Origin of the sequence: Pseudomonas sp. UMAB-08 (assembly GCF_900095225.1) — a bacterium.
GTDB lineage: Bacteria > Pseudomonadota > Gammaproteobacteria > Pseudomonadales > Pseudomonadaceae > Aquipseudomonas.
The window spans coordinates 351,657-366,986 of the sequence record NZ_LT607418.1 but is presented as its reverse complement, the minus strand read 5'-3'; the positions used below and the strand labels follow the sequence as shown (position 1 = coordinate 366,986).

The following is a 15,330-nucleotide window of genomic DNA, read 5'->3' as shown; positions in this document are numbered from 1 at the left end:
TCGATAAGGACTATCACTTGACATCCTCATTTTCCTGGCTTCATCTCAGCGATCTTCATGCAGGAATGAAAAATCAATCTTGGATGTGGCCATCGTTGAGGGACAAAATCCATGATGACCTTAGATACTTGATAAAAAAACACCAAAGTTGGGACGTTGTTGTTTTTTCAGGTGATCTAACTCAGAAGGGGACACCTGAAGAATACGAAGTTCTCAATGAGATTATCAAAGAACTATGGCAAATATTTAATGAAAACGGCTTCGCGCCAAAATTATTTTGTGTGCCTGGAAATCATGACTTAGCTCGTCCAGGAAGCATTGATCCAACGTGTCTTGCGTTAACAAGATGGTGGGACCTAAGAGAACTAAGAGCGGATTTTTGGGGTGTCAAGGGTGATATTTATCGAAAAACTGTAGGCGACTATTTTTCAAACTACACGAATTGGCTGGATGGGTTGGAGAAAATTGGAATCCCCTTGCTATCTGGAGTTTCCGGCGCATTTCCTGGCGATGTGTCTGCGGTATATGAAAAAGACGATTTTCGAGTAGGATTTATTGGGCTCAACTCGACATGGTTACAAGTAGCAGCCGGTGATTTCAAAGGACGTTTACATATAGATCCACGACAGCTTCTTGAAATCACCGACAATAAGCCGTCAGATTGGGCAAAACAAAATGTACTAAATTTTTTAGTCACGCATCACCCACTTGACTGGTTGCATGCAGACAGCTTGAGTCTTTTCAATCAGGACATAGATATCGGCGGCAGATTTGATGCACACCTTTATGGACACATGCATGAGCCGGCTGTTATTCAAAAAACTCACTTAGGTGCTCTTCCAAAAAGATCCATGCAAAGTGCATCTCTATTCGGCTTAGAGACATTTGGAGATAACACTCAGAGAGCACATGGATACTCCTTCAACTCGATAAAAATTATAGATGGCTCTATTGCTAATTTGGAAATATGGCCACGTGCGTCTCGTGTGATACACGGTACCGGGGAGCGGGTCATGGGCCCAGACATGACGCTTCCAATTAACAATGATAATTATATCGCACACTCTTTTGACCTTAATCGACGACAAGAGCCTATTAGTCAGTCGCAGTTAGAGAACAAGTTTTCAGATACGATTATTTCAAATGAAATCACAAGCGGTGAGCTGAAAGCCAATATAGACAATCTGACTGCTATACTCCCAGCCGCTCCTGAGGCAATGGGCGTACGGCTCATACAACAAGAGCAGGCTCGTAAGATTCTGACTAATTCGAGGCGGCTTTGGCTAGCCGCCGACTGGGGAATGGGCGAAAAGGGATTTATTTGGTCCACTCAGAAAAGAATATCAGCGGCCAAATGCCAAGTCTATAAAATAGATATGTGTGACTACGTTAATCGAAGCGAATTCTATCAAGACATCAGAATAAAATACGGATTTAGCTTTGAGTCATTATGTGGAGCGCTTTCCACACAGCAAGATGCATATCTACTTCTGGATGACATTCCGTTCTCCGACGATATCGATGAGTCCTTAAAGCTACAATACGACCTAGAAGAGCTGGCGGGCATTGTACTATCATACTGCCCAACATTAAAAGTTATATTGCGTAGCCGGCTCAAGCCGGCCGCAAGCGATCTTGATTTTGTCGAAATTACTGCTCTGGATAAAGCAGACACTAGGTTCTTTATTGAAAACCACCACTTGGGGTCAGCGCAAGCTCTAAGTCCAGAAGATATCTTGAGGATTTACAATCATACAGATGGCTTGCCAAATTTAATAGAAACGGACCTAAGAAGTCTCAGTGTAGCGTCAGTGAGTGAAATTACAACTTCGCCTTCTGGGGTTTCAGCTTTGCCTGCCGGGCTATTGCAAAGGGGAATTCTTGAATTATCTAAATCAAAGGACGAGACACTCAAGCGCTCTTACGTCCTCCTAAAAACACTTTCTGTTTTCTCACACGGCGAGGAACTGAGTCGAATTAAACACTTCGACAAGACTAAGCCTGTATTCTATGCTCACGCACAGATACTTCAGCAGCGCGGGTTGTTGTACGCCGAAGAAATAGAACAGTTCGACAGAGGTGGCAGCACTGATAGGCCGAAGCGACTAATAATTACTCGCGCTGCGAGAGAGTGGCTAAATGCCAATTTAGATTCTGCTGAGTTAAAGCGTCTGAATGATGCTGCGGCCAAGCTTTATTTCGGATCAGACTGGGCAAGTGGTCAAAGCAAGCCCCCAACTGCTTATCGATTCGACCAGCCTAATAAAGCTGTTGCAGAGATGCACAACGCAAGAACAATCATCATGCAGATAGTAACTGAAACCGCGGATAATAGTCGCAAGCTTCAGGCCGCCATGCAGCTGGTATCTGCGCATGGTGCTGCGCTATTAAGAGGAGACTATTTCAAAAGTGCAATCGAGTTATTCGACTATATACTTCCAATGCTAGAAGGAAAAGTCACCTCGAATTCATATGAATTTGCGGTCTATCTGCATGCAAAAGCCCTGCGCATGATAGATGGTAAGAGCGCCTCTGAAAAAGCTAAGGAGATGCTGCTCGCGGTATTGCCCGGTATATCTGACAAAACCACAAAAATAAGCATTTATCTAAACCTGGCTCATTGCTTCAATTATTTAGACCAAGGATTGGAGGCCATAGAATATGCGAAAAAAATTATCTCCCTGGAGCCCCGTGGATCTAGTGCATTAACCGCCAATCAAATCATTCTCGAAAACTCTGAAGAAGTGGTCGATATAAATTCCAAGCTCGATAAATTGGAGGCAAAGGCGAGAAAGCAAAACGCTCTAACCGTCGCATTTAATATTGGATTCTCAAGAATAAAGTCAATTTCTGATCCCGACCAAAAAGCCGAAACTCTCTATAAGCTAGTTAGGGAGGCCAAGCAGAATAATGACCACTACAATGTGATGCGCGGAATGATTTCGGTGGGAGCGCTTGCAACAAAAGGGCAAATACTCTTGACCCTTCAAGACAAAAATGAATTAATTAAAATCTATCACTACCTTTATAACGAAGGCTTTTATACGCAATTCAATAAATGCCATGACGTTCTGTGGCACATCTTTTCTGCCGATAAAGAGATCCATAATCTCTTGCAGCTTTATCGATATAGCTCATTATCTTGGAGGTTGCGCGGCAAGGAAGATAGAGAAATGTCTTCTCTTCGACTCCTAAATGCTGAAATAAAAAAATCCCCCCTTACCAAAGGTAAGTCTGACATGTCGGTCGCTTATTTTTATGCTCGCCTTGGTCTCCTTCTATAATCTTTTTCAGTGGCCGCCAAAATTGCTTTAATCAATAATGTAAAGTTGATATAGCCGCCTGAATCTGATCATACAATGTGCTCCCCCCACGGATCCATGGGGGGAGTTTCTATAGAATCTAAGGCGGTCATCAGTCGAGGTTAATCGCTTCCGGTTTTCAATCCATCTTTGCTTCGTCAGGTGGATTGAGAACTGTCCTCGACGAATGGCCGCCTTGGGTCGGTTTCTGCCTTCCATGACCGGCTGAAACCGACCCGAAACTGCCTTTCGCGGATCTCAGCTAGCTATTGAGTTCTTACAGGCACGCTTTAGTCACTCGCATCCAGCAAACCTCAAAAGATGCGGCAATAATCAGGGTTGGCACTTGTATTTATGTTTCTTTAAGCACTTATGGATAAAAATCAAACGTATGAAAATTTACATCCGAGGCTTTGAGCGTTTGCATGGTGCAGTTTACATACTCTTTATAGGTGGCTGTCTGATCAGCTGTTGCGTTCGAGGAGAGGATTTTAGGATATGAAACGATTTTTTCAGGGATGCCGTCGCTGTCCAGGGTTATTGTAATTGTCATACCCTTCCCACAGTAAGATTTCATCTGCCGCATTTGGGAGTTTGACTGCGTTACAATATCTAATGCTGCGCTCGGAATGAGGCGGCCTCGGGGATCAAGCTCACCTTCCGCTTCAATTAGAGTTTCTCGGACTGTCCGAAGCTCCTGCAGCTTTGCAAGTTTCACGGCTCCACCAGCATTTTCTATCTCGGACTCGAGCTCTCCTAACCGCTTGCGTGCTGATACGACAGATTCGGTTTTGTTTTTAAATTCAGCTTCGAGAGATGCGAGATAATTGTTCCAGCCGGATTTTAGAGCTTCGGACTGTGTAACATTAGCGAAATATCTGGCCATCAAAAGTCTTGGGCCCAAGTCTTTTCCAAGAGCCGTATCCACAAATTTTGATAGATGCTCCTGTTCTTTAAGGGTTATTTCTCGCGCTTGGAATTTAGCGTTTATTAGGGTTGTGACAACCCCAATTGCGAAGGTTCCTAAAAGAAACTTTGCAAATGATAGCCAGATTTTCAATCGCTCATCTGTCATGTATGCCTCTTCGAGTACGTGCTGCTTGGGAGTATGAAGTCAGCTAGAGGCATGGCGGTTTCCTTGACAAGCCGATTGAAAGCAGTCGTCACGCAACAAGTGGTCTGATACCGGGCCTAATTCACAGAGCTAGCTTTATTCCGCCGTTGCCCGGCCAACACTTGTTATGGACGAATCCGTCCGAGCACTTCAGATGACGGAATTGGCTTCGCATGACTTCGAGTCCTTATGAGAAACCTAAGCATAGCAGCGGCGGTGCATGCGACAGGAGCGACAATCTGATCACTTGAATTTTGGTAAAAAGCAGGACATGACATCCGTCTGCTTTTGGCCGATTCTGTTGAAAAAGTCGGAATTTCAGGCTGGAAGAAGTCGAGGTTGGCCGTCACTTCAGAACCTATTCACCACGTTGAGTGGCTTTTCGGTTCTGCGTTGATCGTTGCAGCTTCGTTAGTGGGTTAATTTGAGGTTTTTTACTTACTCCGGGCGCACCTATCCCGTGGTTGGCGGCCCTTGAGAGGTAAGTTTGGCCAGTCTCCGCAGATTCTGTACCGCTGCTGCCAATGTAAATTCATCGTTCGCACCGCTCATGCCGCGTAGCCGCAATCGATCCAGTCTAAGGATTCGCTTGAGGTGAGCGAACAACATTTCGACTTTCTTGCGCTCATGGCGAGAACAAACGTATTGGGGCGTCGCGGCGATCCGCCGAGCAACATCACGCGCGGCTTCATGGATGCTACGGGCGATTTTCCGAACCGGAGTGTTCGGGCAGCAGCGCTCTTTCATCGAGCATTTCGCGCAGTCGGTTTGTCGTGATCGAAAGATGATGGTGTCGGCTTTCGTGACATGTGAGCGCTGGTTCTTGAAGGCTCGCCACTCGCTACGCAGGGCGTGTCCGGTGGGGCAGCGATACTCCTGTGTTTCTTCATTCCATTGAAAATCGCTACTTGAGAGGCTGCCGTTCTTGCGCTCGGTTTTATCCCAAACCGGCACATGTGGCTCGATATCTTTTTCGTCCACCATCCAGGCCAACATCGGTGCGATTCCATAAGCGGTATCGCCGATGAGGCGATCCGGCTTGATATCGAACTGTTCCTCGACCCGCTCAATCATGATCTTGGTGCTTTCGACCTCGGCTGTTCGATGAGCCGGTGTTGGCTCCACATCCATGATCACACCATGCTCGACATCAATCAGGTAGTTCGTCGAGTACGCGAAGAACGCCGGGCCTCCTGGAGCTGCTGTCCAACGAGATAGTGGATCGGTCAGCGATAGGCGCTTGGGTAGTGTTTCTGCAAGCGCCTCTTCATCGAGCGCTTCAAGATACTCACGTACGGCACGAGTGCTGAGCAACGGGTCACTCCAGTTGACCTCTTCATCGCCTGGTACGCCACGCTGCCGACTGGCATCCGCCTTGATGACGCTGGCGTCCACGGCAAAGCCTTCACCCTTGACCAGACCTGCGTCCATGCAGCGACGCAGCACCTCGTTGAACAGCCAGCGAAACAGAGAGCTATCGCGGAAACGACCGTGCCTATTCTTGGAAGACGTAGAGTGATTTGGGACTTCGTCTTCGAGGCTCAAGCGGCAAAACCAGCGATATGCCAGGTTCAAATGAGCCTCTTCGCACAACCTGCGCTCGGAGCGAATACCGTAGCAGTAGCCCACGATCAGCAGGCGAATCATCAGTTCAGGATCAATCGAGGGACGCCCTATCGGGCTGTAAAAGTCGGCGAGGTAGTGGCGTAGATCGCTCAGATCGAGGCATCGATCAATATTGCGCAGGAGGTGATTTGCTGGGATGTGATCTTCAAGGTTGAACGAGTAAAACAGCCGCTCCTGTCCACTCGACAATTGTCCCATCATGCTGCGAATCCTCCCGCTGGCCGATGACCTTATTTTGCCGCAGGCCAGGCAGGAGATCTACTTTTTCAACAGAATCGGCCGTTATCTACCTGATGCAAAAGCCAGTTATCCCTGACAACGCAGCCGGCCTGATGCGCTCGGCTATCGGTCCAGCAGAGGTGCCAGCAGCGCACACATGCCGCGCCAGTGCGAACCCTCCCAAAGTAACCCGTTGGCAGGCGTCGCAGCGTAGGAAGTGCGAATAGAGGGCGCCAACGCGTGGCGGCACCTGCGGCCGGGCCAGTTCCGGGCTGATCTCGTGCAGCGGCAGGTTGCAATGAAGGCACAGGCTGAATGGCCGCGCGCTACGCGCCAGGTCGAGGCGCTCGTACAATTCGCGCAGCTGCAGCGACGGTTTCAGGGCATGCACGTAACAGCCGTGGCTGATGATCCGCCGCTTGAGCAGTTCGCGGTCGCGGGTTAGCACGATGCGTCCTTGCTGCGCAGCGATCTCGGCGATCTCGCCATCCTCGAAGCCATTGTCGTAGAGGGTGTCGAAGCCGCTCATGCGCATCAGGCTGGCCAGCCCGCCAAGGTGCGCATCAGCGACGAAGCGCAGCACCCGTAAAGGTTGCGCACGAACCTTGAGCAGCGGGCTGATGTCCAGCGCTTCGAACTTGGGATACACCGCCAGCCGGTCACTGTCGAAGATCACCCGCTCGAAGCCCACCGACTCGTCGTTGAGCAGCACCAGCTCGACCTTGGTGTGCGGTATCCCGAGCGCCTCGATCATGTGCTTGACCGTCGCCCCTCGCGCACACTCGCAGGTGAAGGACTGCCGCCGCCGTTCGGCCGGCAGGAAATCGTTGAGCTCCTCGTAGAAGCGGATGGTTGCACTGGTCATGCTGAACAGTATGGCAGGGCTGCAGGATGAGCGAGTCTAGTCCGGACATCTTCTCCGGCAGGCCCCAAACTACGATCGTAATCATGTTGAAATTGACTATGCCATGGAGCTTCGATGCTGGATGTACTGCTTGAAATTGTTATCCGCGTCATTTGCTACCCAGCAGGCTGGGTGTTCATCAAGGTCGTAATATTGGGAAGGCGACCGGATACCGATCCACACCTGGCGTGATGAGGGGATTGAGCTGATGTTTATTTTGTGGATTAGGCGCGGCGCTCAGGGAGCGGCCTAGATACCCATGCAGCATCTCACTACGAACCCTATTACCGTTATAGGTGCTCCATTTCTTGGCTGCTCAACTGATCTGATATGTGTAGTAATTATTTAGTCCAAATGGATATTTTTTCTCTGAATTCAATCCAAATGGATATTGATCGGTAATGTCGCCGCGCCAGTATAATGACGTCACTGTTATATCCAAGGAAATGGCGTTGATGAACCTGGGCATGCGATTAAAACTCGAGCGTGAAGCGTGTGGCCTGACCCAGGGCGCCGTCGCTGCAATTGGTGGCATACAACCCAATACGCAATTACTCTATGAAAGCGGAATGAGGTGTCCGAGGGCTGACTACCTGAGCCGATTGTCTGCTACGGCTATCGATGTGCTGTTCGTCGTGACGGGTAAGCGAACGCCGTGTACCGTTGCTAAACGTTCTGTTAACGAATATGCACTTATTAAGTTTTTACGGGCTGCGGAATTTTCCGATAAACACGCCGTAGAACATATTATAAATAGATTAGCCGTGACCTTGCGAAGTAAGAGTCATGACTGATTTTAAGTTTCACATGTTCCTGGTGTTGTTGGCTGGGTCGTTCCTGGCTTTGCTGTGGGCTTTGGCCAATTTCCTTTAGAAATCCTCAGAACTGACTTCAAGGTCAGCGATGGGGCTCATTGATGGCTTTAAGCGTTGGCGACACGAATCCAGATGCCCCGTACAGCATATCGGGCGTGGGCATCATATTTCCGGCGCTTCGGAGCTGGGTCATGCGCTTACAATAACCTTTATAGGGATTATGTTCGGTCGGCAGGACGCCGGAGGAGGGGGAGAGGTTGTGCGCAAAACCTCCGCTACAGGCCACGGTTTACCGTTTGCATAAGCACAAAAAAGCTGATGATTTTTCACCCGGAATATGGTGTGTATTCGAATTGATTGCTGACGGGCTGTGGGCTTTCTGAAGACCCTTTGATCACAAGGCCCAGAGGCCGATTTGGAATCAAACCATCGCGTCCGAGAGCCTGACTGACACCTCCAAATCCGACGTTTTTGGGCCCAAACCGCAGTGCCAAAAGACCGCAAACTCACCCGACTTACTGCTGTTTTGGTGACAAACCATTTTGCAGGTAGTTGGCACCTTCTTGCTTGACCTGGTCCCAGGAAAGGCCCACCAGCCTTGGCTCAAGCGGTCTGATCTCAAACCTTTTACCGTGGCCCAGTTGGTGCCAAAACCGCTGCTAACTCACATCTGGGTGGAATCTTCAGCTGATATCAAGGCCAGAGTTCGTCCTGGAAGGCACAAGCAGCACGTCAATGCGTCGTGGGGGCAGGCGTTGCTTGTTCAAGCATATGAGCGATGTTCATCAGTTCTTGCTTTGAAGCGCAGCGTCTGCCGTTCTGAGCGATTTGCTCGGCCAGCTCCTGCAAGGCTTCCGGGTTTCCGATCAAGTATTCAACCCGCTCTAAAGGAGTCATCCTTTGCGAGTTGCGCTGCCAGGCAAGCTTGGGAGCCAACTGCAGCAGGCGCCTGACGGCATGTAAATTGGCAGTCCAGCTCGCAGTGTGTAGTGGGGACTGCCCGTCGTTGGTAAGGTTGTTTAGGCGGCATGGATGGTCGAGCAAGGCGTCCACGCAGCTATCCATGCGTGATTTGATTGCGGAGTGCAGGGCGGTCATTCCCTGCCAGTCACGCATTTCCGGATCGGCGCCGGCCTTCAGCATGATCCTGATCAACTCGGTATCCCCGGCCTCGGCCATCAGCATCAGTGGTGTCTGGTCCTTGAAGTCGGCGATGTTCAGCTGTTTCGGCGCCTTCTGCGCCAGCAGACCGATAGCCTGGTGCCAATGCTCCAGCATGATTTCGAAGCGGTGCAGCTCGCCTTGCAGTTCGGTAGGTGCCATCTGCCGGATCAGGGGAAGTTTTTGCAGGAAATGGTTGTGCCCCTTGATCCAGTGCATCAGCAGTGAGTCGCCTGTCACAAGAGGCAACTGGGAGTTGAGCTTGTTGCGATTGAGCTCCATCCAGCAAAGCAGCCCTTCGTGGTCGCTGGCGATCAGAAGCTTTAGTGACTCCTCGACCTTTTCACGCGCCAACGGTGCTACACGCTCTGTTCCCGGATAAGGCTTGTACAGAGTGTTCCAGAAGTAATCGGCTGCCCAGCGTGCCGTATCCTCGATGCTGGAAGTATCGCTGCCCTCGGCCATCCCGCCGGCCAACATCTCCCGGTAGTACTTCTCGTGGTTGTTTTCGATCAGCTTCTGGTTGGCCACCTCCACAGCGAGACAATCCCGTGCGATTTCTCCGCGCAGTGGCCCGCAGTTGCGCTCAAGTCCAGCCTCCAGAGCTTCTCTGAAGAGTTTTCCTGCACCCTTGAAGTCGTTGCAGGCCAGCAGATGCTTGGCCTTATATTGCAGGATGGCGGCCTTCCATAGTCCGTATCCCTCGCTGGCCTCGGCCACGTCGAGCAATCCCTGGACCCGAGCCCGTGTGTCTTTCGGCTGTTGCTTGCGCTCACCGTTCAGATAACCATCGAGTTCGAAGAGAATCGGCTGGACAGTTTGACCCGGTGTTGCTGCCAGCTCGTGCAAGCGTTGGATGGTTGCTTCTTTGGTGCGAGGGCTGAGGTCTGCATGTTGAGCTACCTGGCTGATCACCCAATAACGGTTTTCACTTTGCAGGGCTCGCCAGGAGGAAGAGCTCTTCATGCGCGCGACCAGATGCAGTTCAGCGTTCAACTCTTCGGCGATGGTTGATGCCCACTCTGCATTCCGCTTTATGATTGGCATCGCTGATTGCGCATCGAGCCCCATGTGATCCTCAAGCCCCGCACCTGCCGACACATCGCAGAAGTAGCGGGTCAGCAAGTGGGCCAGCTCGAGAGTGGCGCTTTCCCTGCGTGAAGGCAGGACGGAGAGAAACAATCCATGTTTATCAAGAGAAGGTAGGTGCTCCTCGAACCAGGCGTTCTCTGCTAGCTCGCCCTGATCTCGGCAGTTGCGCCAAGCACCGATGGTCAGGTTGTAGGTGAGCTTGTAGATTGCGAACAGTTGCAGCAGCTTGTTTTGCTGGGCATCTGCACACAGTCGATCCACTCCAGGACAGAGGAAGTCGAGCAATCGACCATAGCCATCCTGCACCATGCGCGCGAACAGCAGGCGCTGGCGGATGGTCGCCGGGGAAGGGGCAGCGTAACGCTCCGTCAGGCATGCGATGAAGGTGGCATGTTCATCCTCATCTGCTCTGCCATTCAGAATCGCCTCCAGACGTCCTGCTTGGGTCATCGGGATTTCCAGGCGCAGTCTGTCGGCAGTCAGCTTCTTGCGCGTCACGAAGTCCAATGCTTCGGCATACTGCGCAGCAGGCGAGTGACTGCTGTCCAGTGAGAAAGCGCCCTTGAACTCTACCTGCAGTTCGTTTGGGAAATATTTTTTGAAGGAGCCTGGATCGGGCGTGGTTTCCTTACGCCAGTTGTACAGCGAGCGCATCAGGGTTTCTGAGGACTTGTCATCCAAGTCACCAACAGACTGGCTTCGCTGATCGACAAACTCCTCAAGCGGCATCCCCAATAGGTCCAGTAGCCAGTTCACCACCTGTGCTACCGGCAGATGCAGGCTAGATTTTCCATCCACCTCGCGAGGCTCTGGCAGATACCAGAAGCGCCCACCCGGCATGCCCTTGTCCAGAGGGCTGGCGACGCTCCAGAAGGCTGTTCGACGTGCCAGGCCAGGAATGTAGAAGTAACCCAGCAGCATCCAGAGGATCTGACGCTGGTCGGCGGCGAAGGTCCAGGTGCTCAGTTCGAGTGATTTGTATGCATTCCCGAACTCTATGAGGTTGTTGATGGCATCCGCACGCGCCCGTGGATCCATGTCTAGGGCATTGAAAATGGCATTTAGGATTTCCTCGCCCATGGACTTGTGCGCTGCAAGACTGTCCTGTCCAGTCGCGAATTTGTTCTTCTTGGTGGTCGGATACCCCTGGCAGCCGAGACTCTGGTGAATCTCCAGCAGGATGGCTTCGGTCAGTGGTAGGGTGCTCATTGTGGCTGTCCTTGGTGTTGTTGAAGTTGCGGTAATCCTTACAAACCCTAGCGACCTTGCCACTGAAAAGTCCCGTACCCCCCCTCGTACCCCCCCTCGTAGGCCGGTGAGGGAGAGGGGGGCTGAGGCATCTAGGGGCTGGGTTTTTCCGTATGTCCCATGTTGAGCGGTGTACATTTCGTAATAGCTGTTTGCCGCCAGCTCTGAACGCAACCTATCCTCTGGAGCAACGTTGCGCCATGGCGGTTTTATCAATAGGTAACGCAAGCTACGTACGGATCACCCACGAATCAGCCGTGACACCGAGATTAGGCTATTCGGTCTGCTCGATAGCGGCCCCCCCTGCCTTTTGAACAGGCCGGCGTGAGCAAATTATGAAGATGCTGGACGGACCCTCCGCAGGTTCTTCACTCCTTGGAGGTGTTTCGAACGATGAGTTCGGAAGAGGTGGCAAGTTAGACAAGCGGCCAATTCACTCGAAAATACGGAGCACCCATGAGATAACGGCGCCCGAATTTTGTGAAAGGAAGCTCAAGATCAATGCTCCCGTACATCGCCACCTACATCCTGTTTGCCGTCATCCTCGCAATCGTCGACCGCTTCACGGATCGACCGTTGTTCATCAGAACGCACTCAAAGCATTTTCCGTGGAAGCTCAACTACAGCGTCAGGTGGTGGGGAGCGCAAGAGTATTGCGCGGCAATTATCCTGGCTTCGATAGCAGCGCTTTTGTTGATTTTTTTTTGGTGGGGAATGGGGGGAGAAAAGAGTACCAATGTTGCTCGTATCATTTTCGGCGTCATCTGCCTGAGCTCATCAGTACTGTCCATAAAGCATTTCAGGCTTGTCGAAAAATTAAAAGCTCATGCGTGGTGGATGACCATTCTCACCGCGTTGGCCACTCTCGTGCTCAGCCTCGTTGCAAGTGCCTATGCCGACTCATTTATCGTGAACTGGACCCGCATTGATGCTAGCCAATTCCCTCTCGCGCAGAAAGCTCTATCTGCCCTCATCCTGATCACGCTATGGGCCTACATCGCCTCGACCCTGATCAGTTTAGGCGTGGGGATCACCTTCGTTGTCATCACTGCTGTGTCCCCGACCTTTATAGGTGTCATCAAAGGAGACAGGTTGAAAACCGAGAGCTGGAAGCGATACAAGCCTGACCTGACTCATCGACGGCGCTCAAGCACGCAATTTGCTTTGTACACAGGTGCTTACTTTACCGTGGTGATTACGATGAACGCGTGGGATTACGTCCTCGGCCATGCCGAAGAGGTTCTTCAAGAAACCTTGGTCTTCTCCTCATTCCACCTGCATCCCCGAGACTGCGGCATTCCCCGGGACTCGCGTGATATCTGGACGGCGCTTGTCAGCGAGAACCGTGCGGTGATAGCGACTCCTGCCAAGCTTGGTTATACCTATGAGACGGTGGGTTGCACGATCCAGTCCTCAGATACAATGAAAAAGCCGCAGGTGAAACAGCTAAAGCGGAGCGACTATCAGTGAATATCCGAAGTGACTCCACTGGAATCGCTGGCAACGGTATGGTCTGTTTCAGCCACGTTGTCGGTTTTACGACCATGAGCAGCTGCATTCGACCCAGGCTGTGTGAAAACGCTTTAGAGCAAGTTTGACAATCAAAATAGGAACGAAAATCGCGTTCCTGCACAGAGAAATTGCGATATCGCGTCAATCTGACGTAGACGCTCAATTATCTGCGACATCAAACGCGATAGAAATGACGTTGAAAAGAGAGGGGGCAGAATCCGATACGCATGAGCACTAACTCAGAGCCAAGGCCTATCTCTCCGCAGAGGCTATCTGTAGGGTAATAGATCCATGATCCCCATATTCAGAGCTGCCAGTTGATGCCCGATGCAGTGCTCCCGATATCCATCAGGAGCAAGCAATCATGATGCGTCCGCTATGCCAGCGCGCGTACTGCTTCGAGGGTTTTTCTATATCTGCAGTGCTGTTTATGATCCCTGCCGAAAACCGTACAAATTTCCTCCATCCAAACGAGATGGAGATTGTACGATGGCCCTCACCGATACTGCGCTCCGACACGCCAAACCTCGTGCCAAGGACTACACCCTTCCTGGCTACGACGGCCTTGCTCTTTTCGTTGATACGAAAGGTGCCAAGCGCTGGTACTTCCGCTTTTCCTGGGCGGATAAGCAACCCCGTATTTTTCTCGGTACCTATCCTGAAATTGGTTTGCGGGATGCACGAGCTTTGCGTGATGTTGCCAGGGCTCTGATCTCCAGGTGTATCGATCCGCGCACCCATCGGCGGCTATAGCGTAATGCCAGGCGCCTGGCCACGGAAAACGCCTAAGAAGCGGTTGTTCAGCATTGAAAGTGGTACGCAAAGTTGAACATCGTGTTCCTGGTCGTGGGTCTCGATAGTCCGGTCGGACCCAGAACCTCACGCTTCAATTGGCCGCCGAGTCGGCTGACAGCGAGGGTGCTCAGGTTGAGATGTAGAGGGGGGCGCCTGACCTTCGCTGTTCATGGCTAGTTAAACCTTTAGGCCAGGTCGGTGATCAGTCATTAGGCAAGTGCAACTGCACTTCCATGGCGTCATGAAGGAGTCGGGCAACCTCGATCACGTCGTCGTTTGCCACACGATAGAACACGATATGGCGTGAGCTTTTGACCGTTCCATGGGGTTTTTTGGCCTGCTTGCGTGAGTAGATGAGGTGATAGCTGCGAAGGCCCAGCGCAAGCTCATCGCGGTCGTGGCTGCCAATGCGATAGGGCATGCCGGCGATAGCTTGCAGCGCGGTGAGGATCAGCGTCTGGTAGCGCTGTCGTGCTTGATCGCCGAACTGCGTCTGGGAGAGCCTGACAATGTCGGCGCGCGCCGCGTTGGATCCAATACTGCGGCATGCTCAGTGTTTCTCCCTCGCGGGGAGGGTGGGCTTCCAGGCTCAACCCCTCGAGGGAGTGCTCCAGATCACCTTCGTTCAGTTGAGCGACGCGCCCGAGCTCAAGATCCATGAGGCCAATCGAGGTCGTCTGACGCAGCGCCTCAATCTTGGCGGCGTCTTCGGCAACGCACTGCTCCAATAGCCGCAAGCCTGCTTGCATCACTTCGCTGGCATTCTGATAACGACCGGACTGAACCAGGTCATGGATGACCTGTTCCTGGTGAGGGGTGAGCACAATGTTTCAAGTCGCCATGAGTGGGCTCCAGTTCAGGGCAAACATGTATTTTCGACTGCCGGCATATTATGCCATTTCACCTGCGAAAATATAGTTTGGGGTTCGTATCTGAGCATCAGGCAATCATCAACCCTATGCCAGTCCGACGGATTTTCGTGCAAAAATCTACGACCAAATCTCAGGCCACAGCCAAAAATTCATACCGAATTGCGATCAATGAATTCCTTTCTTTCGATGGTCGAGAGTTCTACAGAATTTCAATGTCCGAGAGGCCGCCAGTCAGTTTTGGAGGGACGTAGGGCCGGGAAGCAAATACCCATTCGCTAATCCCGAATACGCTGGTAAACGCAAGCAGCTCCGTCGCGAGCGTTTTCTGATTGAGATGGATCAGGTCGTGCTCTGGAAAGGTCTGATTGCGTTGATCGAACCGCATTACCCTAAGGGTTAAGGCGGTCATCCGGCGTATCCGTTGATGGCCATGCCGCGGGTTCATCTGATGCAAAACTGGTTCGGCTACAGCGACCCGGCGATGGAAGAGTCCCTCTACGAAACCACGATTCTGCGCCAGTTTGTCGGGATGCATTTGTATCGGATTCCGGATGAAACCGCGATCCTCAACTTCCGTCGACTGTTGGAAAAATATGGCAGGTTATGCAGCTTCAGCAAAGCAACCCATGACGCTGGTTATGAGGGACGTATCTCAGGGGCAAGACCACTG

8 protein-coding genes and 4 pseudogenes are annotated in these 15,330 nt (G+C 51.5%); 5 read left to right on the top strand and 7 right to left on the bottom strand.

The annotated features are described in order from the left end of the window. Nucleotides 1-17: 17 nt before the first annotated feature. Nucleotides 18-3,284: a metallophosphoesterase gene (locus tag K0F75_RS11515; RefSeq protein WP_219061970.1), complete on the top strand. Its 3,267-nt coding sequence runs from the start codon at nucleotides 18-20 to the stop codon at nucleotides 3,282-3,284. A 388-nt stretch (nucleotides 3,285-3,672) separates the two neighbouring features. On the opposite strand, the gene K0F75_RS11510 is transcribed toward K0F75_RS11515, so the two are convergent. The 3 genes and pseudogenes from K0F75_RS11510 to K0F75_RS11500 all read right to left on the bottom strand — a co-directional run bounded on the left by K0F75_RS11510 (nucleotide 3,673) and on the right by K0F75_RS11500 (nucleotide 7,126). Further along, entirely contained in the window at nucleotides 3,673-4,377 is a 705-nt protein-coding gene (locus K0F75_RS11510) for a hypothetical protein (protein WP_219061969.1), read from the bottom strand. 492 nt (nucleotides 4,378-4,869) lie between these two features. Continuing rightward, entirely contained in the window at nucleotides 4,870-6,243 is a 1,374-nt protein-coding gene (locus tag K0F75_RS11505; RefSeq protein ID WP_219061968.1) for a transposase, read from the bottom strand. A 141-nt stretch (nucleotides 6,244-6,384) separates the two neighbouring features. Beyond that, nucleotides 6,385-7,126 (bottom strand): annotated as a pseudogene (locus K0F75_RS11500) (Mut7-C RNAse domain-containing protein). A gap of 440 nt (nucleotides 7,127-7,566) precedes the next feature. Here K0F75_RS11500 and K0F75_RS11495 point away from each other — a divergent pair. Continuing rightward, a complete protein-coding gene (locus K0F75_RS11495; protein WP_219061967.1) occupies nucleotides 7,567-7,959 on the top strand; it encodes a helix-turn-helix domain-containing protein in 393 nt (130 codons plus the stop codon). A 753-nt stretch (nucleotides 7,960-8,712) separates the two neighbouring features. On the opposite strand, the gene K0F75_RS11490 is transcribed toward K0F75_RS11495, so the two are convergent. Continuing rightward, the gene (locus K0F75_RS11490) at nucleotides 8,713-11,442 is read right to left on the bottom strand and encodes an ankyrin repeat domain-containing protein (protein ID WP_219061966.1); all 2,730 of its coding nucleotides are present in this window, start codon (nucleotides 11,440-11,442) and stop codon (nucleotides 8,713-8,715) included. A 540-nt stretch (nucleotides 11,443-11,982) separates the two neighbouring features. Here K0F75_RS11490 and K0F75_RS11485 point away from each other — a divergent pair. Continuing rightward, nucleotides 11,983-12,951, top strand: a complete 969-nt coding sequence (locus tag K0F75_RS11485; RefSeq protein WP_219061965.1) for a hypothetical protein — start codon at nucleotides 11,983-11,985, stop codon at nucleotides 12,949-12,951. 531 nt (nucleotides 12,952-13,482) lie between these two features. Next, nucleotides 13,483-13,746 (top strand): Arm DNA-binding domain-containing protein, encoded by a 264-nt coding sequence (locus K0F75_RS11480; RefSeq protein ID WP_219061964.1) that lies wholly within the window; start codon nucleotides 13,483-13,485, stop codon nucleotides 13,744-13,746. A gap of 244 nt (nucleotides 13,747-13,990) precedes the next feature. On the opposite strand, the pseudogene K0F75_RS11475 reads toward K0F75_RS11480, so the two are convergent. From K0F75_RS11475 to K0F75_RS11465, 3 genes and pseudogenes are all read right to left on the bottom strand, one after another. Next, a pseudogene (locus K0F75_RS11475) lies at nucleotides 13,991-14,336 on the bottom strand (type II toxin-antitoxin system RelE/ParE family toxin). Nucleotides 14,337-14,351: 15 nt separating this feature from the next. Beyond that, nucleotides 14,352-14,615 (bottom strand): annotated as a pseudogene (locus K0F75_RS11470) (type II toxin-antitoxin system ParD family antitoxin); the annotation flags it as partial. A 244-nt stretch (nucleotides 14,616-14,859) separates the two neighbouring features. Continuing rightward, nucleotides 14,860-15,069 (bottom strand): hypothetical protein, encoded by a 210-nt coding sequence (locus K0F75_RS11465; protein ID WP_219062049.1) that lies wholly within the window; start codon nucleotides 15,067-15,069, stop codon nucleotides 14,860-14,862. Here K0F75_RS11465 and K0F75_RS11460 point away from each other — a divergent pair. Then, nucleotides 14,986-15,255, top strand: a pseudogene (locus K0F75_RS11460) (transposase); the annotation flags it as partial. The gene K0F75_RS11465 and the pseudogene K0F75_RS11460 sit on opposite strands and share 84 nt — an antisense overlap. Nucleotides 15,256-15,330: the final 75 nt, after the last annotated feature.

Coding starts and splice junctions, on each gene's coding strand:
- K0F75_RS11510 (WP_219061969.1), bottom strand. CDS start 4,377: ATGACAGATGAGCGATTGAAAATCTGGCTATCATTTGCAAAGTTTCTT.
- K0F75_RS11505 (WP_219061968.1), bottom strand. CDS start 6,243: ATGATGGGACAATTGTCGAGTGGACAGGAGCGGCTGTTTTACTCGTTC.
- K0F75_RS11495 (WP_219061967.1), top strand. CDS start 7,567: ATGTCGCCGCGCCAGTATAATGACGTCACTGTTATATCCAAGGAAATG.
- K0F75_RS11490 (WP_219061966.1), bottom strand. CDS start 11,442: ATGAGCACCCTACCACTGACCGAAGCCATCCTGCTGGAGATTCACCAG.
- K0F75_RS11485 (WP_219061965.1), top strand. CDS start 11,983: ATGCTCCCGTACATCGCCACCTACATCCTGTTTGCCGTCATCCTCGCA.
- K0F75_RS11480 (WP_219061964.1), top strand. CDS start 13,483: ATGGCCCTCACCGATACTGCGCTCCGACACGCCAAACCTCGTGCCAAG.
- K0F75_RS11465 (WP_219062049.1), bottom strand. CDS start 15,069: ATGACCGCCTTAACCCTTAGGGTAATGCGGTTCGATCAACGCAATCAG.